The following is a 19,752-nucleotide window of genomic DNA, read 5'->3' as shown; positions in this document are numbered from 1 at the left end:
CCGCAAGGACGGGCAGCCGCGCTACGGCATCCTCGGCACCACCCAGGCCCACCGCCCCGACGGCACCGCGATCCCCCTCGGCGGTGCCCGGCTGCGCGCCCTCCTCACGGCGCTGGCCCTGTACCCCGGGCGGGTGCGCACCACCGGCGCGCTGATCGCCGAAGTCTGGCCGGACGAGCCGCCGCGCGACGCGCATGCCGCGCTCCAGGCACTCGTCGGGCGGCTGCGCCGGGCGCTGGGCAAGGACGAGGTGCGATCGGCACCGGGGGATACCGGCTCTGCGCCGACCCCGAGGCGGTGGACCTGTACCGCTTCGAGCGGCTCGCCGACGACGGGGCACGCGCGCTCACGGGCGGCGACCCGGCCGCGGCCGCCGCCCTGCTGGACCAGGCGCTCGCGCTGTGGCGCGGCCCGGCATGCGCCGACCTCCCGGACCGTACGGCACCAGCCGCCCGCGCCGACGCCCGGCACCTGGCGGCGCGCCGGGACCGGGCCGAGGCCGACATCGCGCTGGGCCGCGCGGAGGAGGCGGTGCTGGCGCTCACCCGACTCAGCGGCGACCACCCGCTCGACGAGCCGCTGCACGCCGCACGGATCCGCGCCCTGCGCGCGGCGGGCCGCATGGCGGAGGCCCTCGCCGCGTACGAGGCGGTGCGCGAGGACCTCGCGTCCCGCCTGGGCACGGACCCGGGCCCGGCGCTCCGCGCCCTCCACGCGGAACTGCTGGCGCCGCCCGCCGGTCCGGCGACGGTGCCGACTGGTCCCGATGCGGCCGGTCTCGACGCGGACCGGCCCGTCGCGGCGAGGGCCGTCGCGGCCGGGCCCGCCGCCGGTCTCGGTGCGACGGGGGCCGGCGCGGTCGGACCCGCTCCGGCCGGTCACGGCGCGGCCGGGTCTGTTGCGGCCGGCCCCCTCACGGCCGGGGGCGCTACCGGTCACGGCGCGGCAGGGCCCGGCAATCTGCGGGCCCGGCTCACCAGTTTCGTCGGCCGTGAGGACGACCTCGCCGTACTCCGGGGCGACCTCGCCGCCCACCGGCTCGTGACGCTGCTCGGGCCCGGCGGCGCGGGGAAGACACGTCTGTCGCAGGAGGCCGCCGACGTCGCCGCCGGGGGCTGGCCCGACGGCGTCTGGTTCGTGGAGCTGGCCCCTCTGGACGACCCCGCGACCGTTCCGGAAGCGGTCCTCACCGCGCTCGGCGCGCGCGAGACCGTCATCCGCGGCACCGCCGCCGAGGGGCTGCGCGCGGCTGCCGATCCCGCCGAGCGGGATCCGTACTTCCGGCTCGGCGAGCACTGCGCCGCCCGCCGCATGCTGCTCGTCCTCGACAACTGCGAGCACCTGGTGCACGCCGCCGCGTACCTCGCCGAGTGGCTGCTCGCGCACTGCCCCGGCGTCACCGTTCTCGCCACCAGCCGGGAACCGCTGGCGGTTCCCGGGGAGTTGGTCCGCCCCGTCGACCCGCTGCCGGACCCCGTCGCCCTCAAGCTGCTCCAGGACCGTGGCGCGTCCGCCAGGCCCGGGTTCCGTACGGACGACGATCCGACGGCCTGCGCGGAGATCTGCCGCAGGCTCGACGGGCTCCCGCTGGCCATCGAACTCGCCGCGGCCCGGCTGAGGTCGCTCACCCCGCGCCAGCTGGCGGACCGGCTGGACGACAGGTTCCGGCTGCTGACGAGCGGCAGCCGGACCTCACTGCCGCGCCAGCAGACCTTGCGCGCGGTCGTCGACTGGTCCTGGGACCTGCTGGACGAGCCGGAGCGCGTCGTGCTGCGCCGCCTGTCGGCGTTCGCGGGCGGCTGCGACCTGGCCGCCGCGGAGGCGGTCTGCGCGGACGGCCCACCGTCGCCCGGACCGCATCCGGCAGCCGGGCCGGAGCGAGGAGTCCGGCCCGAGCCAGCAGCCGGTCCAGACCCCCGCGACGTCGCCGCGCTGCTCGGGTCGCTTGTCGACAAATCTCTGGTCGTCGCCACGCCCCAACCCGGCCCCGACGCCGCCGATGGCGGCATCGGCGGCGGGATGCGGTACCGGCTGCTGGAGACCGTCGCGGAGTACGCGGCCGAGCGGCTGGACGCCGCCGGGGAGCGGGCGGCGGTGGAGCGGCGGCATCTTGTCGCGTACCGGGAACTCGCCCGCGCCGCCGACCCCCTGTTGCGCGGCCCCGCGCAGCGCGCCTGGCTGGACCGGCTGGAGCGGGAGCACGACAACCTCCGTACCGCGCTGCGCCGCGCCGTCGCGGCGGGCGACGAGCAGGAGGTCCTGTGCCTGGTGCTCTCGCTCGGCTGGTTCTGGCAGCTGCGCGGGCACGGATCCGACGCCCGGCACTGGTCGGCCGCCGCCGCCCGGCTCGGCCCGAGTCCGCTCCGGCCGCCCGTCACCCCCGCCCCGCCGCTGTACGTCTCGCCGATCGACGCGCCGCCGCCGATGCCGCCCGAGCTGCTGCAAGAGGCGCGGCGCGGCGTGCGGCTGATCTCCCTGGCGAACCTGGACGGCGACATGACGGTGCTGGACGAGCGTCAGGAGGAGTTGCGCGACGGGCTGGTGGCGGCCTACCGCCCCGGGCTGCCGCAGACCTGCCGTACGCCCGGGGTCATGTGGTTCTACGCGGTGATCCTGACCGGCGACTTCGAACTGCTGCAGAAGGCGATCGACGGGGCGGTGGCCGCCTCCCGGGAGCTGGGGCTGGTGTGGGAGCTGGCGTTCGGCCTGCACCTCCGCGCCAAGATGGTGCGGGACACCGGCGAGTCGAGCTCCCACCACGCGGACGCGGACGAGAGCCTGCGGATCTTCACCGAGGTCGGTGACGCCTGGGGCGCGGCCGAGGCGCTGTCCGCCCGGGGCGAGTTGTTCGAGGCGGACGGCGAATACGAGGCGGCCGCCGCCGACTACCGGGCGGCCATAGGTTACGCCCACGAACTCGGCGCCCTGGCCCAGGTCGAGGTGCTGCGCGCCCGGCTGGCCGGGGCCCAGATCGAGTCCCCGGACCCGGCCGAGGCCGAGGAGGGCGAGCGGGTGCTGCGGGAAGTGAGCGCGGGCGAGAGGCACATCGGCGTCGACGCGGTGGCCTACGCCCAGCTGCATCTGGCCCTCCGGTACGGGGGAACCGGCCGCACCGACGCGGCGCGGGCCGAACTCGGCAACGTCATGCAGCAGTTCCATATCCGTGAGCTGCAGATGTTCCAGGGGGTGGTGGAGGGGATCCACGCCTGGCTGGACGTGCAGGACGGGCGGGCCGAGGAGGCGCTGACCCGGGTGCGGGTGGCGCTGCCGAAGGTGCTGCACCCGGTGGCGCGCGTGGTGGCCCCGCAGCTGCCGACCGTCCAACTGCTCACCGCCGCCCGCACGTTCGCCGCCATCGGCGGCGCCGGCGACGCCGCGGCGGCCGGGAAGGCGACGCGGCTGATCGGTGCCTACGACGCGCTACGGGGCGCGATGCGGGACCGGGTGCGGCGTCTGCCGTTCATGGAGCAGCAGGCCCGGGCGGCGGCGGAGGACCTGGCCCGGGCGGAGCTGGGCGATGCCGTGTACGAGCGCCACTACGCCGAGGGGCGCGGGATGACGCTGGAGGACGCCATCGCCCTGGTGCTCACGTCCGGTCGCGGAACTTCCGTACCGCCAGCGGCGCCGTCACCGCCGTGATCGCCACCGCCCACGCCAGCGTGCCCAGCACCGGCGAGGTGACCGCCCCGTGCCCCTGGGTCAGCGCCCGTGCCGCGTCGGCCAGCAGGGACAGCGGGTTGTAGTCGGTGAACGACTCCAGCCAGCCCGGCATGGTGGTGGGCTGCGCGAAGATCGACGATCCGAACTGCAGCGGCATGAGCACCATGAAGCCCACGCCCTGGACCGCCTGCGCGGTTTTCATGGACAGGCCGATCAGCATGAACACCCACGTCAGCGATGCCCCGAAGAGCAGGGCGAGGGCCACCGCGGCGATCAGCTCCAGCGGTCCGGTCTTCACGTCGAAGCCGATGACGAAGCCGAGCGTGAGCAGGATGAGCGTGGAGACCAGCATCCGGCCCATCTCCACGATGACCTTGGCTATCAGCACCGAGGAGCGGGCGATGGGCAGCGACCGGAAGCGGTCCATCACGCCGGTGTTGACGTCCTCGTTGAGGCCGGTGCCCACCCCCATCGCGATCTGGATGCCGCCCATCGCCATCATCCCGGGGATGAAGTAGTCGATGTACGCGTCCCGGTTGCCGCCCGTCATGGCGCCCCCGAAGACGTACACGAAAAGCAGCGTGAAGATGATCGGCATCAGCACGGCGTCGAACATCGACTCCGGATCCTGCTTGATCTTCAGGGCGTTGCGGCGCACCAGCGCGCCGATGTGCCGGGCGTTGTCACGCAGCCCGATCCGGCCGTCTTCGGGCAGGGCGGCGGGATTCGCGGGCAGGGCGGTGGCGGGTTTCGTGGTGACCGCGCTCATGCGGCGACCTCCTCAAGGGTGGTGGCGCCGTCGTCGGCGGTGGAGGTCTTCTGGCCGGTGATGGCCAGGAACACCTCGTCCAGGCTGGGCAGATGGGTGTCGATGCCGGCGAGTGCGAAGCCGCGCTCGCCGAGCAGGCCGATGACGGCGGTCAGCTGCTCGTCGCTGACGATGGGGACGTAGACCAGCCCCTCCTGTGGGGCGGCGGTGGCGCCGCCGATGCCGTCAAGACCGGCCTGGGCCAGGGCGCCGACCATACGGTTCAGCTCGCCCGGATCGGTCGGGCGGATGCGCAGGGTGCGCCCGCCGACCTTGGCCTTGAGCTCGTCCACCTTGCCTTCGGCGACGATCTTGCCGCGGTCGATGACCGTCAGCTCGCTCGCGAGCTGCTCGGCCTCCTCCATGTACTGGGTGGTGAGCAGCACCGTGGTGCCCTCGGTGACCATGTGCTTGACCTCGTCCCACACCTCGTTGCGGGTACGGGGGTCCAGACCGGTCGTGGGCTCGTCCAGATAGAGCACGGCGGGGCGGCCGATCATCGAGGCCGCCAGGTCCAGCCTGCGGCGCATCCCGCCGGAGTAGGTGTGCGCGGCCCGCCGGGCGGCCTCGGTGAGGGAGAACCGCTCCAGCAGCGCGTCCGCGCGCCGCCGCGCCTCCTTGCGGGGCAGGTCGAGCAGCCGCCCGATCATGTACAGGTTCTCCCAGCCGGACAGTTTCTCGTCGACCGAGGCGTACTGGCCGGTCAGGCCGATGGTGCGGCGCAGCTGCCGGGGCTGGCGTACGACGTCGTAGCCGGCCACGGTGGCGGTCCCGGCGTCGGGCTTGATGAGGGTGGACAGGCAGCGTACGAGGGTCGTCTTGCCGGCGCCGTTGGGGCCCAGCACGCCCAGGACGGTGCCCTCCCGCACGTCCAGGTCCACGCCGTCGACGGCCTTGGTGGCACCGAAGTGCTTGACCAGTCCGCGGACCTGGACGGCGTTCCCCCCGCTGGGGTTCGTCTTCGTTTCCGTCATGCCGCAGACGATGGCAGCCGCCACCGACAGACCACCGACAAGCGGCAGACAGCCCGCCGACGGGGGAAGATCGGCGGGCTGTCGGTGTGCCGCGATGGCTTGACGGGTGCCGCTGCGGCCTCAGCGGACCAGTGGTCAGCGGATCAGCTGCCCCACTGGTCGGTGGATCAGTGGAACGAGTGCTCCTCCGCCGGGTAGGCGCCCCCGACGACGTCCTCCGCGAACGCCTTGGCCGCGTCGCCGAGGGTCTGCCGCAGCTGCGCGTACTGCTTGACGAAGCGCGGTACCCGGCCGCCGGTCAGGCCCGCCATGTCCGTCCACACCAGCACCTGCGCGTCGCACTCCGGACCCGCGCCGATGCCGACGGTCGGTATGTGCAGCGAACGGGTGACCTCGGCGGCCAGCTCGGCGGGCACCAGCTCCAGGACGACGGCGAAGGCACCCGCGTCCTGGACGGCCTTGGCGTCGCGCAGCAGCTGCTGCGCCGCCTCCTCGCCGCGGCCCTGGACCGGATAGCCGCCGTACGCGTTGACGGACTGCGGGGTGAGGCCGACGTGCGCCATCACCGGGATGCCCGCCTGGACCAGCAGCTCGATCTGGTGGGCGGAGCGCTCGCCGCCCTCCAGCTTCACCGCGCCGACGCCCGCCTCCTTCACCAGCCGGGTGGCGTTGCGCAGCGCCTGTACCGCGCCTTCCTGGTAGGCGCCGAAGGGCAGGTCGCCGACGATGAGGGCGCGCTTGGTGCCCCGTACCACGGCGGCGGACAGGATGGTGACCTCGTCCATCGTGACGGGCACCGTGGACTCGTAGCCCAGGTGGCAGTTGCCCATCGAGTCGCCGACCAGCATCACGGGGATGCCGGCCTCGTCGAAGACGGAGGCCGTCATCGCGTCGTAGGCGGTGAGCATGGGCCACCGCTCGCCGCGCTCCTTGGCGGCGGCGATGTCACGGACGGTGATGCGTCGGGAACCGCTTCCCCCGTACAGCGCCTTGCTGCTGCCGTCGGGTTGTTTCCGCGCAGCCGCCGGGGCATGGCTGACGTGCGTCATTGCGAACGCTCCTTTGTCATCTCGAAGCACCCTCAGTGGTGTCTCCGGACCACCCCCATGCTGGCATGCGCCCCAGCGCTGGGAAAGTGCCCTCTCTCAGCGGTACGGAGACGGCGGAACGCGCGAACTCGGTCGGGTCACTTTCGATACGAGACGGCTTCGTATCGGAATTGATTTAACGTGGATCACATGGCGACCACTTCCGAGTCCGGATCCGAGGGCGTACGGGGCGTCCCCGAGAGCGTCCACCGCAGGCGGTGGGCGATCCTGACCGTCCTGATGTTCAGCGTCATCGTCGTGGTGCTGGACAACTCCATCCTCAACGTGGCGATGAAGACGATCGCCTCGCCCAAACCCACCGGCCTCGGTGCCCGGCAGAGCCAGCTGGAGTGGGCGATCAACTCCTACACGCTCGTCTTCGCCGGGCTGCTGTTCACCTGCGGGCTGCTCGGCGACCGGCTCGGCCGCAAGAAGACGCTGCTCACCGGCATGGCGGTGTTTGGGCTCGGCTCGGTGCTCGCCGCCTGGTCCAGCTCGCCCGGCGACCTCATCGCCTACCGCGCGCTGATGGGTCTCGGCGCCGCGCTCGTGATGCCCGCCACGCTGGCCATCCTGGTCAACGTCTTCGACCGCGAGGAGCAGCCCAAGGCCATCGGCATCTGGGTGGCCTCCGTCGGCCTGGCCATCGCGATCGGCCCGGTCACCGGCGGCCTGCTGCTGGAGCACTTCTGGTGGGGCTCGGTCTTCTTCGTCAACGTCCCCATCGTGATCGCCGGGATCATCGCGATGGTGCTGCTCATCCCGGAGAGCAAGGACCCCGACCCGGGCCGCCTGGACCCGCTGGGCGTGGTGCTCTCCATGATCGGACTCAGCCTGCTCGTCTACGGCATCATCAAGGGCGGCCAGCTCGCCGACTTCGGCAACGCGGAGGTCCTGGGCACGGCCGCGGCCGGCCTCGCCGTCCTGGCCTGCTTCGTCGTGCACGAGAAGCGCAGCGACCACCCGGCCATCGACATCGGCTACTTCCGCAAGCCGGCGTTCTCCGCCGCCGTCACCGCACTCGGCCTGATCTTCTTCGCCCTCATGGGCGTCACGTTCTTCATCGCCTTCTACACCCAGAGCGCGCGCGGCTACAGCGCCCTGCAGTCCGGCCTGCTGCTCCTGCCGATCGCCGCCACCCAGCTGATCTTCGCGCCACGCGCCCTGCTGGCCGTCGACCGCTTCGGCGCCCGCGCCGTCTGCACGACGGGAATGGTGCTGGTCGCCGGGTGCATGGCGGGCTTCCTGCTGATGGACCGCGACTCGCCGATCTGGTGGCTGGAGGTGCTGTTCTTCCTTCAGGGCTGCGCGATGGCGCACATCATGCCGCCCGTCACGGTCACCATCATGCACGCGCTGCCGCCCGAGAAGGCCGGGTCCGCCTCGGCGCTCAACAGCACCTTCCGGCAGCTCGGCGGGGCCCTCGGCGTCGCCGTGCTCGGCTCGCTGCTCTCCGCCACGTACCGCCGGGGCGTACGGGACGAGCTGGCGGCCGTGCCCGGGCTCCCCGACTCCGTACGCAAGGCGGCGGGCGAGTCCCTGGAGGCGACGCTCGGCATCACCGGCCGGATGGGCTCGGCGGGCGAGGGGCTGGCCGCCTCGGCGGAGGCGTCCTTCGTCCACGCCATGCACGTCACGGCCCTCAGCGCCTCGGCCGTCGCGCTCGCCGGCGCGCTGGTCGTCTGGTTGTTCCTGCCGGGCAAGCAGGCGGCGGGGGAGGAGGCCGGGACCCTGGCGGAGCCGCGGCGGACGACCTCGGAGCGCGGTCGATGACCGGCGCGCGCCCCGGGCCGCGACCGCCCGCCGGCCCCCCGGGCCGCCCGCCCGGCAGGCCGCGCAGCGCCGCCGCCGACACCGCGATCATCGAGACGGTGCTGCGCCTGCTGGAGGAGGGCGTGGGCATCGGCGGGCTGTCGATGGAGCGGATCGCGCGCGAGGCGGGCGTCGGCAAGGCGACCGTCTACCGCCGCTGGCGCGGAAAGGAGGCACTGATACTGGACGTCATGCGGTCCCTGGACGAGCCGAGCCCCGAACCCGCCGGGCTCTCGGTCCGGGACGACCTGGTCACCATCCTGGAGTTCATCCGGCGGCGGGCGCTGGCCAAGCGCCACTCCGCACTGCTGCGCGCCGTCGTCGCCCACGTGCGGGCCAATTCCGATCTCTGGCGCGAGTACCACGAAACCGTCATACAGGCGCGGCGCGAGACCCTGCTGGCCGTACTGCGGCGCGGTATGGCGACCGGCGAGATCCGCGACGACGAGGACCCCGAGCTGCTCGCCGAGCTCTTTGTGAGCCCGATACTCGCCAGGTCGATGCTGCATGAATGGAAGGACCTGTCGGACGGGCTGGCGGAGCGCATCGTGGACACGGTGCTGGAGGGCGTCCGGCCCCAGACGGGCCGGTAGCGGCCCCGACCCGGACCCGCCGTCGGAGGCCCTGCCCCGGACCCGGAAGGGCGCCGTGGACCCGCCCCCCGATCGGGCGGTTGTGCCCGTTCTGTCACAGCTGCCGCGTCGCGGCCCGAATTCGGAACCCACCCCGTCCGCCCTTACGTCCTCCCCTCCGTGAGGCGCCCGCGGCGGCGCCGGAAAAGCCCTGGTCATCGCCTATGGTCATGCCGTAGGCGAAGGTCAGCGGGCAGACACGCAGGTCCGGCAGTGAGGAACAGCGAATGGCGCAGGCGCACACGCAGGAGACGGAGCGGGACGGGGAGCCCCCTCTCCGGCGGACCGGCTCCCGGGCCCGGAACCTGTCGGACCGCCTCCGGAACCTGTGGGACCACTGGCGTACCGACCGCGGCATCTGGCGGCGCGGCATCGTCCTCGCCGCCTGCGCCGTGCTGCTCTCCCTGGTCATGATCTTCCACGCGCAGGTCCCCAACCGGGTGGGCAACCTCGGCAGCCTGGTGGAGACCTTCCTGCCGTGGCTGGGGCTGTTCATCCCGTTGCTGCTGGTCCTGGCGCTGGTGCGCAGGTCGGCGACGGCGCTGCTGGCGCTGGTGCTGCCGGTCGCCGTCTGGCTGAACCTGTTCGGCGGGCTGATGTTCTTCGACAAGTCCGGTGCGGGCGGCGACCTGACCGTCGTCACCCACAACGTCAACGCCGGCAACTCCGACCCCGAGGGGACGGCCCGCGACGTGGCCGCCTCCGGCGCGGACGTGGTGGCGCTGGAGGAACTGGGCGGCGACGGGGTGGCCGCGTACGAGAAGGTGCTGGCCGGTACGTACCGCTACCACACGGTGCAGGGCACGGTCGGGGTGTGGAGCAAGTACCCGCTGCGGGACAGCAAGCCGGTCGACATCAAGCTGGGCTGGACGCGCGCGCTGCGCACCACCGTCGCGACCCCGGACGGCGACCTGGCCGTGTACGTGGCGCACCTGCCCTCCGTCCGGGTGAAAATCGAGGCCGGATTCACCGCCAGCCAGCGGGACGACAGCGCGGAGGCGCTCGGCCAGGCCATCGCCGCCGAGCGGCTGGACAGGGTCGTCCTGCTCGGCGACCTGAACGGGACGATGAACGACCGGGCGCTGGCCCCGGTCACCTCGCAGCTGCGCTCGGCGCAGGGCGCGGCGGGCGACGGCTTCGGGTTCAGCTGGCCGGCCTCGTTCCCGATGGCGCGGATCGACCAGATCATGGTGCGCGGGGTGGACCCGGTGTCGGCGTGGACGCTGCCGAGGACCGGGAGCGACCACCTGCCGGTGGCGGCGTCCGTCGACTTCTGACGCCGTTCACCTGCGCGATTCCCGCCGCGAACACGGGGCATGAGAGACTTTGTTCCGCAAGGAAACATAATCGGTGCCGGGTCGACCGGGCCGGTGGCCACCCCGCCTCGTGAAAGGTCTCTCATGCCCCTCGCCCTGCTCGCGCTCGCGATCTCGGCATTCGGCATCGGCACCACGGAGTTCGTGATGATGGGCCTGCTGCCCAACGTCGCGGACGATCTGGGCACCTCCGTGCCCACCGCCGGCTACCTCGTCTCCGCCTACGCCCTCGGCGTCGTCGTCGGCGCCCCGCTGCTGACCGCGCTGGGCTCGCGCATCCCCCGCAAGCGGATGCTGATCGCGCTCATGGCGCTGTTCACCGTCGGCAACCTGGCCTCCGCCCTCGCCCCGAACTTCGGCCTGCTGATCGCGGGCCGGCTGCTGGCCGGACTGCCGCACGGCGCGTTCTTCGGCGTGGGCTCGGTGGTCGCGGCACGGCTGGTGTCCGAGGGCCGGCAGGCACGGGCGGTCGCCACCATGTTCCTGGGCCTCACCGTCGCCAACATCGTCGGCGTACCGGCCGCCACCCTGCTGGGTCAGCATCTGGGCTGGCGGGCGACCTTCCTGGTCGTGACCGGCATCGGCCTGGTCGCCATGGCCGCCCTCGCCCGGCTGGTCCCCGAGATCCCGCGCGACCAGCAGGCCGGCCTGCGCAGGGAACTGGGCGCCCTGCGCGACCGCCAGGTGCTCCTCGGTCTGCTCACCGCCGTCTTCGGCTTCGCGGGCGTCTTCGCCGTCTACAGCTACCTCGCGTCGATGATGACCGAGGTCACCGGCTTCGCCGAGTCCTCCGTGACGATCGTCCTGGCGCTCTTCGGCATCGGCATGACCCTGGGCGCCCTGGTCGCGGGCCCGCTGACCGACCGCGCCCTGCGCCCCACGCTGTACGGCTCGCTGGCGGCGCTCGCGCTCGTCCTGGTGGCCTTCGACTTCACCGTGCACGTGAAGTGGGCGGCCATGGCGACCGTCGTCGTCCTCGGCGCCGTCGGCTTCATGACCACCACCCCGCTCCAGATGCTGGTCATGGACAAGGCCCGGCACGCCCCGACCCTGGCCGCCGCCTCCAACCACTCCGCCTTCAACCTCGCCAACGCGGGCGGCGCGTGGCTGGGTGGCGCCGCCATCGCGGCGGGCTGGGGCTGGACCTCCCCGACCCTGGTCGGCGCGGCGCTGGCGGTCGCGGGCCTGGCCATCGCGGTGACCGCGGGCCTCATGGACCGCGCGTCGGCGGGCGCGGGGGAGCCGTCCCGGGTGGTGGCACGCGGCGCGGAGCCGGCGATGTCCCCGGAGCGCGTCACCCACTGACGCGCCCGGCGCGACGCGACCTGGCGCGGTGTCACGGGGGCGTGGGCGAGGGCCGGTAGCCCGTACATAGGATCAATGATCGACGCCGGGGCCGGCTCCACGCCGACTCCGGCGTCTGTCCTGCTCCACCCGCACCTTGGAGGACGCATGCGCGCCAAGCGCACCCTCGTCACGGGCCTGCTGGCCACCGCCGCCCTCGCCGCCTCGGTCCCGGCCGCCGACGCGACCCCGCCCGCGACCTCGCCCGCGCCCGCGTACCGTACGAACTGCCCGCAGCTCGACACGTCGCTGACGTGGTACGGCGACAACCGCGCCAAGCTCCAGAAGATGATCGACGAGCGCGGAAGCTGCTCCGGCACCGGCGGTCCCCGCCCCGTCGCCGCCTTCGACTGGGACAACACGGTCGTCAAGAACGACATCACCGACGCCACGCTCGCCTGGGCCCTCAAGCACGACAAGATCCTCCGCCCCAAGAGCTGGACGGACACCAGCGCCTGGCTGACCCCGGCCGCCGACCGCGCCCTGACCCGGGCGTGCGGCACCTCCGTCCCCGTGGGCAGGCCGCTGCCCACCTCCCGCAACGCCGCCTGCGCCGACGAGATCATGGAGATCCGCTCCACCGCCACGACGATGAGCGGCGAGGAGGCCTTCGCGGGTGACTGGAACCACCGCCGCACGGTGCCCGAATACGCCTGGATACCCCAGCTGTTCGCCGGCCACAGCCCGAAGGCGTTGAACTCGTTCGCCAGGAAGGCCCGCGCCGAGAACCTCGCGGCCCCCGTCGGCAGCACGCAGACGGTCGGCACCCACAAGCTGGCCGGCTACATCCGCTACTACGACCAGCAGAAGGACCTCATCCGCACCCTCAAGGCGGCCGGTTTCGACGTCTACATCGTCTCGGCCTCCTCCGAGCCCATCGCCGAGGCATGGTCGGGCGGCGTCGGCCTGGACCGTGAACACACCATCGGCATCCGCAACCTCACCCGGCACGGAAAGCTCACCACCGGCATCCGCGGGTGCGGCGACGTCGCCGACGGCCGGGGCGACGCGCTGCCGTTCATGGACGGCAAGCGCTGCATGATCAACCAGGAGATCTTCAAGATCAAGGGCGCGAACGCCTGGCAGCGGCAGGACCCGGCGCACCGCCTCGCCTTTGGCGCGGGCGACGCGGACACCGACGTGACGTTCGTCGACGACGCCACCGGCGCGCACCTCGCCATCAACCGCAACAAGCCCGAGCTGATGTGCCGCGGCTACGACAACGCGGACGGCCGCTGGCTGGTCAACCCGATGTTCATCGACCCGCTGCCGCAGAAGCCGGGCACGTACCCGTGCGCCACGACGGGCGCCGCCGCGGAGGACGGCTCGCACGTCCCGGTCCTCCGCGCCGACGGCACGGCGATCCCGGACCAGACCGACCGGGTCTTCGGGGGCTGAGGGCAGTTGAGGGGCCACGTCGCGCCGTACGTGGCGCCCTCACCTTCCGGCGATCCGGCACCCGAGGCAGCGCGTATGCCGGGCGCACCGGTCCGGCCGCCGCCGAGCGCGTGCAGGCCGTCTACGGGCCGTACTACGCGCTCCTCGCGGTCCTCTTCGCGGGACTACTCGCCGGACGAAATCGCCGTACTCGCCGACTGGTTCACGCGCGCCGGTACGCTGACGCGCACTATGGTCCACGCTTCGCTGGGGACAGCGTCAGCCACCAAAACGAGAACGGGATACATGACTGCGAGGCAACGGGACTGTCGCAGAGGACGGATCACAGCGGCGCTCGTCGCTCTGTCCTCGTTGATGGCGCTGATATCGGGCACCCAGCAGGCGGCCGCCGACAACACGCCCATCAAGGACGCGGGCCGGCCGTTCACGAGCGAGGACGCGTCCCGCTTCGTTCTCCATCCGCGGGAGATGCCAGGTGTTGACGAGGGCCAGACGGCACGGTCGGTGATCGAGGGGGCCGAGGCGAAGGGCGTCGTGAAGCGGGTGACCCCGCTGAGCGTCGCGCAGTGGCAGGACGACATCAACGTCGGCCGGTCCCTGTGCCACACGACCGGCATCAACGGCACCTTCAAGTACAACGGGTTCTGCTGGGACAAGACCGACGACGACACCAGCGCCTGGTCCGGGGGCTGGCATCCGCAGGGCTTCACCGCCTCGCACGACGCGTACCCGGGCGGCACGGTCGACGGCCATCACCTGTACATGGCGACCTGGTACTACGGCGACGGCGAACGCGAGAGCGACCGCAACAAGAAGGCCCGCATCTCCATCCTCGAATCGACCAACGCGGTGCGGACCTACGGGCACGTCCTGCTCGTCAGGCCCACCGGCAGCCGGGCCAACCCCCAGTTCGCCACGGTCGACGATATTCACGCCGACGGCATGGTCTGGTACGGGGACAAGCTGTTCGTCGCCAATGGCGGCGAGTTGCAGATCTACGACCTCAACCACCTGTGGAAGGTCAACTCGATCTCCGAGAAGTCGGGCATCTCGGGCGGCACATCCGCGGCCGAGGGGCACCGGTGGGCCCTGCCCATGGTCGCCCGCTACTCGAACCGCACCAAGGACCAGCAGTACGGGGCCCCGCCGGACAAGCGCTCCAACATGAACTGCGACGGAGCGGTGGCCTGCCTGAGTTCCTTGAGCCTGGACCGCAGTGTGTCGCCGCCGAGCCTGGTCTCAGGACGCTTCGGGAACGCCCAACGCTCCGAGCCTGTGGACGTGATCCGCTGGCCGCTCGAGAAGCTCAGTGAAGGCGGAACCTCCCCCGTCACGGCGACGGCCGCCTACTCCACTCCCGTCCACGGTTTGCAGGGCGTGGCCACCGACGGCACGTACTACTACATGTCGGCCATGTGCGACACCGGTTACATGGGAGTCGCCGATCCCACGAACACGGATGCCTACTACTGCATTTGGCAGGCCAAGCCGGGTGGCTCCGTATCGATCCTCACCCGTACGTCGCCCCTCACTCAGAACCTGTCCTACGCGCCCTCCTCGGGCCGTTTGTGGGGCATGAACGAGCGCAACGGCAAGCGCGTCGTCTTCTCCCTGCTGCCGCGGAGGGCCGATGACTACCAGTACCTGTCCAACGACTACAGCAAGCTGTGCGCGGGCGTCGGCAGCAAGATCGACAACAGCAGGCCGGTCATCCAGTGGGGCTGCAACAACGCCCAGGACGAGCGCTGGGTGTTGGAGGAGACCAAGGACAGCAACGGCAACCCCGCCTACTTCATCCAGAACACGCACTCCGGCAAGTGCCTGGGCACCGGCAACAGCCTCGCCAACGGCAAGGGCATGATCCAGTACGCCTGCAACGGCAAGGTGGACGAGAAGTGGTGGTACGACCAGGACTCCCACGAGCTGCGGAACGTCTACTCGGGCAAGTGCCTGGGCCTGGGCTCCGCCGCCAAGAAGGGCAGCCAGCTCATCCAGTGGACCTGTAACGGCGCACAGGACGAGCGCTGGACCATCTCCAGGACCGCCCCCAAGGTGTGACCTGAACACGCGCCTCTGACGGCCCGCCGGGAAACCCGGCGGGCCGTGGCGTACCGGCCGACCCCTCCCTTCCTGCCTCTGAGGTCCAGGACCTGCCCGATGGGTCGCGAGCCGTGCGGGGCGAGCGAACGGTGTCAGTGCCCGGCACTAGGGTCCACGGCATGAATCACGACCGCCGACCGATACGTCTGCCCCGCATGGACGCCGCTCCCGTTCTCCGGACCGACTTCACCGACCCCGCCGGTTGGGCTCGCCTGCTGCAGGCCCTGGAGATGCCCGTCACCTTGGAGGAGGGCTCGCAGGACGTCTGCGACTACGACCGGGCCATCTCGTATGTCACCCCGATCGACAAGGAGAAGTACCGGGGCCTGCTGCCCGAGACGGTGCTCGCCGCCGCCCCCGGCACCGGCCACGACCTGCCGTACGATCACCTCTATCTGGCCGACGCGGAGACCTTCGCCTCCGACGATCTGCCGCTGCTCGGCATCGACATCCATGTGGACGACGCGGGCGATGAGCCCTGGCCGCGCGAGAAGCCGTTCCGTGTTCCGGCCCTGCAGGTGGCCGGCATCGAAATCAACGACAGCATCGCCAACTTGTTCTTCCGCGAATTCCACGCCTTCGACTGGTCGGACTCCGAGGTGCATGTGGCGGGGCCGGGGACGGCGGTGTACGAGGAGTTCCGCCAGATGGATCAAGAGGACGAGGACGACGACTGACGGGGTGTGAGCCCGCCCCTCCCAGGGCCGTCAACATGCCTATGCGCTTCCCTGACCAGACCAAGCTGTGCAATACCTGGGCCAACATCGCGGGTAAGCCCTGCGGCACCGTCCACGACTGATCGATGTCGGGGAAGCCGACACACAGGAGGCCAGGACATGCGGAGCAAGCGGCATCGACGCCAGGTGGCGCAAACCGTCGCGCTGCTGAGAGACCCTGTCGAGTCGGCCAAGCTGAGTCGCAGGGAAGTGGAGCGGTTGCTCTTCGACCAGGATGTCTGGAAGGAGATGACCATCGACGACCTGACCCGACTGGGCTTCCCTCCCGGTAGCGGCGACATCACCATCACCACGACCTAGATCCGGCCGCCTGTGGGGAGGCACCTGACCGGCTCAGACGCCAGTGCGGCACCTCGCGCCCAACCAGCCAGTGCGATCGCGCCGTCCGACGCAGCCCTCAGAGTCAAGGTCACGGGGTGCCGCACCAGGGCGTGTTGCGAAGGTGTGTGCGGCGACGGACGTGCCGTAGTACACCTGGGGAGACATAGAGACGCGTTTGTTCTCACTTGGAGTCGTCGATGGCCGTTCGCCGTGTCGTGCCCAACATCCAGTCGGAGGCCGCGCAGGGGAGCCGGGAGTTCTATGGCCTGCTGGGTTTCGAGGAGGTCATGAACCACGGCTGGATCATGACGCTCGCCTCCCCGTCCAGCCCGGCAGCGCAGATCAGCATCATGACCAGCGACAAGACCGCGCCTGTTACCCCCGATATGAGCGTCGAGGTGGACGACGTGGATGCGGCCTATGCGGTCATGCGGGAGAACGGTGCGGAAATCATTCACCCCTTGCAGGACGAGGAGTGGGGCGTGCGGCGGTTCTTCGTCCGTGACCCCAGCGGACGGGTGGTCAACGTCCTGGGCCACCGCTGACGGCCTCTCCCGCACCCCTGGTGAAGGTGCTGGTCACAGCCACTCGTTGATGGCCGCGACCAGGGCGGTAGCTTCGTAGCGGACGGCGAGTTTCTCGTAGCGTGTGGCCACTGCTCGGTGCCTCTTGAGGCGGGCGATGACGCACTCCACCGCGTGCCGCTGGCGGTAGTCGATCTTGTCGAACTTCGGCGGACGGCCGCCGCGGGCGCCGAGCTTCATTCGATTGCGAGCCTGGTCGGCCTTGTCTGGGACGGTACAGCGGACCCCACGTCGTCGCAGGTAGGCGCGGTTCTTGCGGGAGGCGTACGCCTTGTCAGCCCGCACCCGGTCCGGCCGGGTGCGCGGCCTGCCAGGTTCGATGCGACGCACTCGAATCCTCTCCAGCACGGGCTCGAACTGCGGGGAGTCCCCGCGGTGGCCAGCCGTGATCACGATCGACATCGGCTTCTGACCCTGCTCGACGGCCAGGTGCAGCTTGGTGGTCAGGCCGCCACGCGAGCGTCCGAGCCCGTGATCGCCCGGCTCGACTCCGATACCGCCGGGCGGTTCTACCTGCAGGCCCCCCGTTCCGGATCGGCGACCGCGTACGCGGCATCTCGTATGTGGAGCCAGAACGGCGCCGCTGGGACCGGCCGGAACCGTTCGAGGGGGTCGTGGTCCAGGTCGGCAGCGGCTGGGCGGGGGTAGACGCCGACCAGGCGTACCTGTGGACGCGCTTGGTGGACCACACCGAACGCAAGTCGCTGGTGTCGGAGGCGGAATTGCTGCTACGAGCCGAGGAGCGCCGCGGTGGACCACACCCTCATCAAGGGCGCTGAGTGGATGCTGAGCCCCGAGACCGCTGAGGGCGCACCACGGGGGATCTACGGCGCCCAGTGCCTCACCTGCGCGGAAGAGTCCGGCCTGGTCGACGACGACACACGCCCTGTCGGCGTGTGGGCGATCGCGCACACGCGGGACAACCCGACGCACCGGCAGTTCCTGGTCACCACGCACAAGCACTGGCGGGTCGAGCCTGTTCCCGCCAACCACGCCGCCGAACCCGAGCCCGAACCCGAACCCGAGCCCGAGGAACCAGCTCAGACCGCCCCGTCTGTTTCGGCCAAGCCGCCGTGAATCAGTCATCCCCGGCAAGCGCGGGAACTCAAACGATCCGGCGTTCATCTCCTAGGACAGCCCGACACACACGCATATTCCGGGCGATTCACTAACTATCTTTACTTTTCCCAAGGAGTCCCATCATGTCTCGTCGTAGCGCTCTGCGCTTCGCCGTTGCCTCCGTGGCCCTCGCCGGAGCCGTCCTGGCCCCGGCCTCCGCCTTCGCGGCCGAAACCCCTGGCGACAAGGGCGGCGGCGGTCAGGGGCCGGTGCTGCCGGTCGGCACGTGTGTGGTGAGCAAGGAGGTTTCGGTCGGCGCCGGCACCGTGGCGGTGCTGCTCAACACCAACATCGGTCCGTACGCGTCCTTCAAGGACGCGGGCGACGGCACCCAGGTCACCGACTGGCTCGACCGCAAGCACCCCAAGCTGCCCGAGTCCGCCGGAGTCCGGGCGGAGATCCTCGATGCCAACAGCGCCTCTCCCAAGCTGCTGACCAAATTCGAGGGCGGGGATGTCAAGCCGCTGATCACGGCCTTCCCCAAGGCGCCGACGAAGTCGAAGTGCTTCTGATCGCCTGATCCCGCTGTTCGCTTCAGCGTCGTAGTCCGCGAACAGCGAGCAGCGGACAGCGGACAGCGGGAGCCGAACCAGCACCATCACGACCGGCGGGACCCCAGCGGCCCGCCGGTCGCCCGCTGTCGGCGGCGCACGTGCTTACGGCCGGTCCTGGGCGGCCCGTGGCGGTACCGCGCAGGCGTCTGCGATCGCCGCGGTGTCCCAGTAGAAGGGACGGACGTTGGCGATCCGGCCGTCCGTGACCTTGATCGTCTGAAGGATCGGGAACGTGAGCTCGCGGCCGGTGGCACGGGCGCGGGCGCGGACCCGGGTGAGGACCACCGCGGTCTCGCCCGTCGCGAGGAACTCCTGCTCCGCCATGTCGAAGGTTTCCCACACCTGGCTCATCATGACGAAGAACCGTTCCATGCCCGCGTGTCCACGCCAGGTTCCGCCATAGGGCAGAGCGTCGGCCTGGTGCAGTACGACATCGGGCGCGAAGAAAGGGGCGAGCAGAGCGAACGGGGCCTGGCCCGGGCCTCCGGCTGCCAGGTATTCCGCCTCGGCCGCGTACATGCCGGTCAGGACGGTCATCGAGTCGAGGGTGGGTGAAGTGGTCATGCCGCCAGTGTGATCAGCCGCGGCAGATCACGCTGGCGGCGATCAGACATCGACATGTCTCGGCAACCGGTGGTCCCACGACTGTCTCTGAAGGGTCGCCAGGAATGATCGGTCAGGCGGCTACTGCACAATGAGCGGCAAGCAGCCCCCGACCTCGGCAGGGGCTGCTGCCTTGCCTGGAGGCGCGTTGCCATAACAGCAACATGAGTTGTAGCCCCGGTCGTTGTGGCCGCAGTCTGATGCTCGACCGAAGGCCGTCGACAACCATCAGGAGGCCACCACCATGACCACCCACGAAGGCGCCCGTTCCGCGCTGAGCGCCGACGGCAACCGGCCGCTGGGCGACCGCGTCCACCACGTCCGAGCCGGTGAGTTGGACGGCCATGCCGCCATCAGCGGCGGCACGGTCGGCTCGACGAACCTCTGGATGGGCCTTGTGGAGAATCCGCCCCTGAGCGCGACGGACAACCACCATCACGGCGCGTCGGAGGCGGGGATCTACGTGGTCAGCGGCCACCCCGTGTTCGTCTTCCACGACGGCACACAGGAGGTGCGGATCTCCGCCGGTCCCGGCGACTTCCTGCTGGTCCCCCCGTTCGTCCCGCACCGCGAGGAGAACCCCGATCCGGACGAGCCCGTGGTCGTCGTGATCGCACGGACCACGCAGGAGCCGATCAAGGTCTCCGTTCCCGAGCTGTACCACGTCCTCGCGGAGGAGCCGGACGCGGCGGCCCCGTGAGC

Annotated in this window: 17 protein-coding genes and 1 pseudogene; 13 read left to right on the top strand and 5 right to left on the bottom strand. The window is 71.1% G+C overall.

Annotated elements, in window-relative coordinates:
- Positions 1–28 precede the first annotated feature (28 nt).
- Positions 29–3,639, top strand: a pseudogene (locus Q3Y56_RS08765) (BTAD domain-containing putative transcriptional regulator).
- On the opposite strand, the gene Q3Y56_RS08760 reads toward Q3Y56_RS08765, so the two are convergent.
- From Q3Y56_RS08760 to panB, 3 genes are all read right to left on the bottom strand, one after another.
- On the bottom strand, positions 3,587–4,429 hold the full coding sequence (locus tag Q3Y56_RS08760; protein ID WP_304461387.1) for an ABC transporter permease: 843 nt from the start codon (positions 4,427–4,429) through the stop codon (positions 3,587–3,589). The pseudogene Q3Y56_RS08765 and the gene Q3Y56_RS08760 sit on opposite strands and share 53 nt — an antisense overlap.
- Positions 4,426–5,442, bottom strand: a complete 1,017-nt coding sequence (locus Q3Y56_RS08755) for an ATP-binding cassette domain-containing protein (RefSeq protein WP_304461386.1) — start codon at positions 5,440–5,442, stop codon at positions 4,426–4,428. Before Q3Y56_RS08755 ends, Q3Y56_RS08760 begins: the two co-directional genes overlap by 4 nt.
- A 167-nt stretch (positions 5,443–5,609) precedes the next feature.
- On the bottom strand, positions 5,610–6,491 hold the full coding sequence (gene panB / locus Q3Y56_RS08750) for a 3-methyl-2-oxobutanoate hydroxymethyltransferase (RefSeq protein ID WP_304461385.1): 882 nt from the start codon (positions 6,489–6,491) through the stop codon (positions 5,610–5,612).
- Between the two features lie 189 nt (positions 6,492–6,680).
- On the opposite strand from panB, the gene Q3Y56_RS08745 reads away from it, so the two are divergent.
- The 9 genes from Q3Y56_RS08745 (at position 6,681) to Q3Y56_RS08705 (ending at position 16,735) form a co-directional block, all read left to right on the top strand.
- The gene (locus Q3Y56_RS08745; RefSeq protein ID WP_304461384.1) at positions 6,681–8,303 is read left to right on the top strand and encodes an MFS transporter; all 1,623 of its coding nucleotides are present in this window, start codon (positions 6,681–6,683) and stop codon (positions 8,301–8,303) included.
- Positions 8,300–8,935 (top strand): TetR/AcrR family transcriptional regulator, encoded by a 636-nt coding sequence (locus tag Q3Y56_RS08740; RefSeq protein ID WP_304461383.1) that lies wholly within the window; start codon positions 8,300–8,302, stop codon positions 8,933–8,935. Before Q3Y56_RS08745 ends, Q3Y56_RS08740 begins: the two co-directional genes overlap by 4 nt.
- Before the next feature lie 266 nt (positions 8,936–9,201).
- Complete coding sequence (locus tag Q3Y56_RS08735; RefSeq protein WP_304461382.1) at positions 9,202–10,251, top strand: endonuclease/exonuclease/phosphatase family protein; 1,050 nt, start codon at positions 9,202–9,204, stop codon at positions 10,249–10,251.
- Between the two features lie 123 nt (positions 10,252–10,374).
- Entirely contained in the window at positions 10,375–11,595 is a 1,221-nt protein-coding gene (locus tag Q3Y56_RS08730) for an MFS transporter (protein WP_304461381.1), read from the top strand.
- A gap of 147 nt (positions 11,596–11,742) precedes the next feature.
- Complete coding sequence (locus Q3Y56_RS08725; protein ID WP_304461380.1) at positions 11,743–13,032, top strand: haloacid dehalogenase-like hydrolase; 1,290 nt, start codon at positions 11,743–11,745, stop codon at positions 13,030–13,032.
- A gap of 354 nt (positions 13,033–13,386) precedes the next feature.
- Positions 13,387–15,090 carry an RICIN domain-containing protein gene (locus Q3Y56_RS08720; protein WP_304461379.1) on the top strand — a complete coding sequence of 568 codons (1,704 nt, stop codon included), beginning with the start codon at positions 13,387–13,389 and terminating at the stop codon, positions 15,088–15,090.
- Between the two features lie 161 nt (positions 15,091–15,251).
- Positions 15,252–15,809 carry a hypothetical protein gene (locus tag Q3Y56_RS08715; protein ID WP_304461378.1) on the top strand — a complete coding sequence of 186 codons (558 nt, stop codon included), beginning with the start codon at positions 15,252–15,254 and terminating at the stop codon, positions 15,807–15,809.
- Between the two features lie 186 nt (positions 15,810–15,995).
- Entirely contained in the window at positions 15,996–16,169 is a 174-nt protein-coding gene (locus Q3Y56_RS08710; RefSeq protein WP_304461377.1) for a hypothetical protein, read from the top strand.
- A 218-nt stretch (positions 16,170–16,387) separates the two neighbouring features.
- Complete coding sequence (locus tag Q3Y56_RS08705; protein WP_304461376.1) at positions 16,388–16,735, top strand: VOC family protein; 348 nt, start codon at positions 16,388–16,390, stop codon at positions 16,733–16,735.
- Between the two features lie 33 nt (positions 16,736–16,768).
- Here Q3Y56_RS08705 and Q3Y56_RS08700 read toward each other — a convergent pair whose 3' ends face one another.
- Complete coding sequence (locus tag Q3Y56_RS08700; protein ID WP_304461375.1) at positions 16,769–17,533, bottom strand: IS5 family transposase; 765 nt, start codon at positions 17,531–17,533, stop codon at positions 16,769–16,771.
- On the opposite strand from Q3Y56_RS08700, the gene Q3Y56_RS08695 reads away from it, so the two are divergent.
- Positions 17,525–17,851, top strand: a complete 327-nt coding sequence (locus tag Q3Y56_RS08695) for a hypothetical protein (RefSeq protein WP_304461374.1) — start codon at positions 17,525–17,527, stop codon at positions 17,849–17,851. The genes Q3Y56_RS08700 and Q3Y56_RS08695 overlap by 9 nt on opposite strands.
- Positions 17,852–17,976: 125 nt before the next feature.
- Entirely contained in the window at positions 17,977–18,405 is a 429-nt protein-coding gene (locus tag Q3Y56_RS08690; protein WP_304461373.1) for a hypothetical protein, read from the top strand.
- A gap of 144 nt (positions 18,406–18,549) precedes the next feature.
- Here Q3Y56_RS08690 and Q3Y56_RS08685 read toward each other — a convergent pair whose 3' ends face one another.
- Positions 18,550–19,011, bottom strand: a complete 462-nt coding sequence (locus tag Q3Y56_RS08685) for a nuclear transport factor 2 family protein (protein WP_304461372.1) — start codon at positions 19,009–19,011, stop codon at positions 18,550–18,552.
- 283 nt (positions 19,012–19,294) lie between these two features.
- On the opposite strand from Q3Y56_RS08685, the gene Q3Y56_RS08680 reads away from it, so the two are divergent.
- Positions 19,295–19,750, top strand: a complete 456-nt coding sequence (locus Q3Y56_RS08680) for a cupin domain-containing protein (protein ID WP_304461371.1) — start codon at positions 19,295–19,297, stop codon at positions 19,748–19,750.
- Positions 19,751–19,752 lie beyond the last annotated feature (2 nt).

This window comes from Streptomyces sp. XD-27, assembly GCF_030553055.1.
GTDB lineage: Bacteria > Actinomycetota > Actinomycetes > Streptomycetales > Streptomycetaceae > Streptomyces.
This window is presented reverse-complemented; position numbering and strand designations above follow the sequence as displayed.

Coding starts and splice junctions, on each gene's coding strand:
- Q3Y56_RS08745 (WP_304461384.1), top strand. CDS start 6,681: ATGGCGACCACTTCCGAGTCCGGATCCGAGGGCGTACGGGGCGTCCCC.
- Q3Y56_RS08735 (WP_304461382.1), top strand. CDS start 9,202: ATGGCGCAGGCGCACACGCAGGAGACGGAGCGGGACGGGGAGCCCCCT.
- Q3Y56_RS08680 (WP_304461371.1), top strand. CDS start 19,295: ATGACCACCCACGAAGGCGCCCGTTCCGCGCTGAGCGCCGACGGCAAC.
- Q3Y56_RS08685 (WP_304461372.1), bottom strand. CDS start 19,011: ATGACCACTTCACCCACCCTCGACTCGATGACCGTCCTGACCGGCATG.
- panB (WP_304461385.1), bottom strand. CDS start 6,491: ATGACGCACGTCAGCCATGCCCCGGCGGCTGCGCGGAAACAACCCGAC.
- Q3Y56_RS08740 (WP_304461383.1), top strand. CDS start 8,300: ATGACCGGCGCGCGCCCCGGGCCGCGACCGCCCGCCGGCCCCCCGGGC.
- Q3Y56_RS08730 (WP_304461381.1), top strand. CDS start 10,375: ATGCCCCTCGCCCTGCTCGCGCTCGCGATCTCGGCATTCGGCATCGGC.
- Q3Y56_RS08705 (WP_304461376.1), top strand. CDS start 16,388: ATGGCCGTTCGCCGTGTCGTGCCCAACATCCAGTCGGAGGCCGCGCAG.
- Q3Y56_RS08690 (WP_304461373.1), top strand. CDS start 17,977: ATGTCTCGTCGTAGCGCTCTGCGCTTCGCCGTTGCCTCCGTGGCCCTC.
- Q3Y56_RS08715 (WP_304461378.1), top strand. CDS start 15,252: ATGAATCACGACCGCCGACCGATACGTCTGCCCCGCATGGACGCCGCT.
- Q3Y56_RS08720 (WP_304461379.1), top strand. CDS start 13,387: ATGGCGCTGATATCGGGCACCCAGCAGGCGGCCGCCGACAACACGCCC.
- Q3Y56_RS08760 (WP_304461387.1), bottom strand. CDS start 4,429: ATGAGCGCGGTCACCACGAAACCCGCCACCGCCCTGCCCGCGAATCCC.
- Q3Y56_RS08755 (WP_304461386.1), bottom strand. CDS start 5,442: ATGACGGAAACGAAGACGAACCCCAGCGGGGGGAACGCCGTCCAGGTC.
- Q3Y56_RS08725 (WP_304461380.1), top strand. CDS start 11,743: ATGCGCGCCAAGCGCACCCTCGTCACGGGCCTGCTGGCCACCGCCGCC.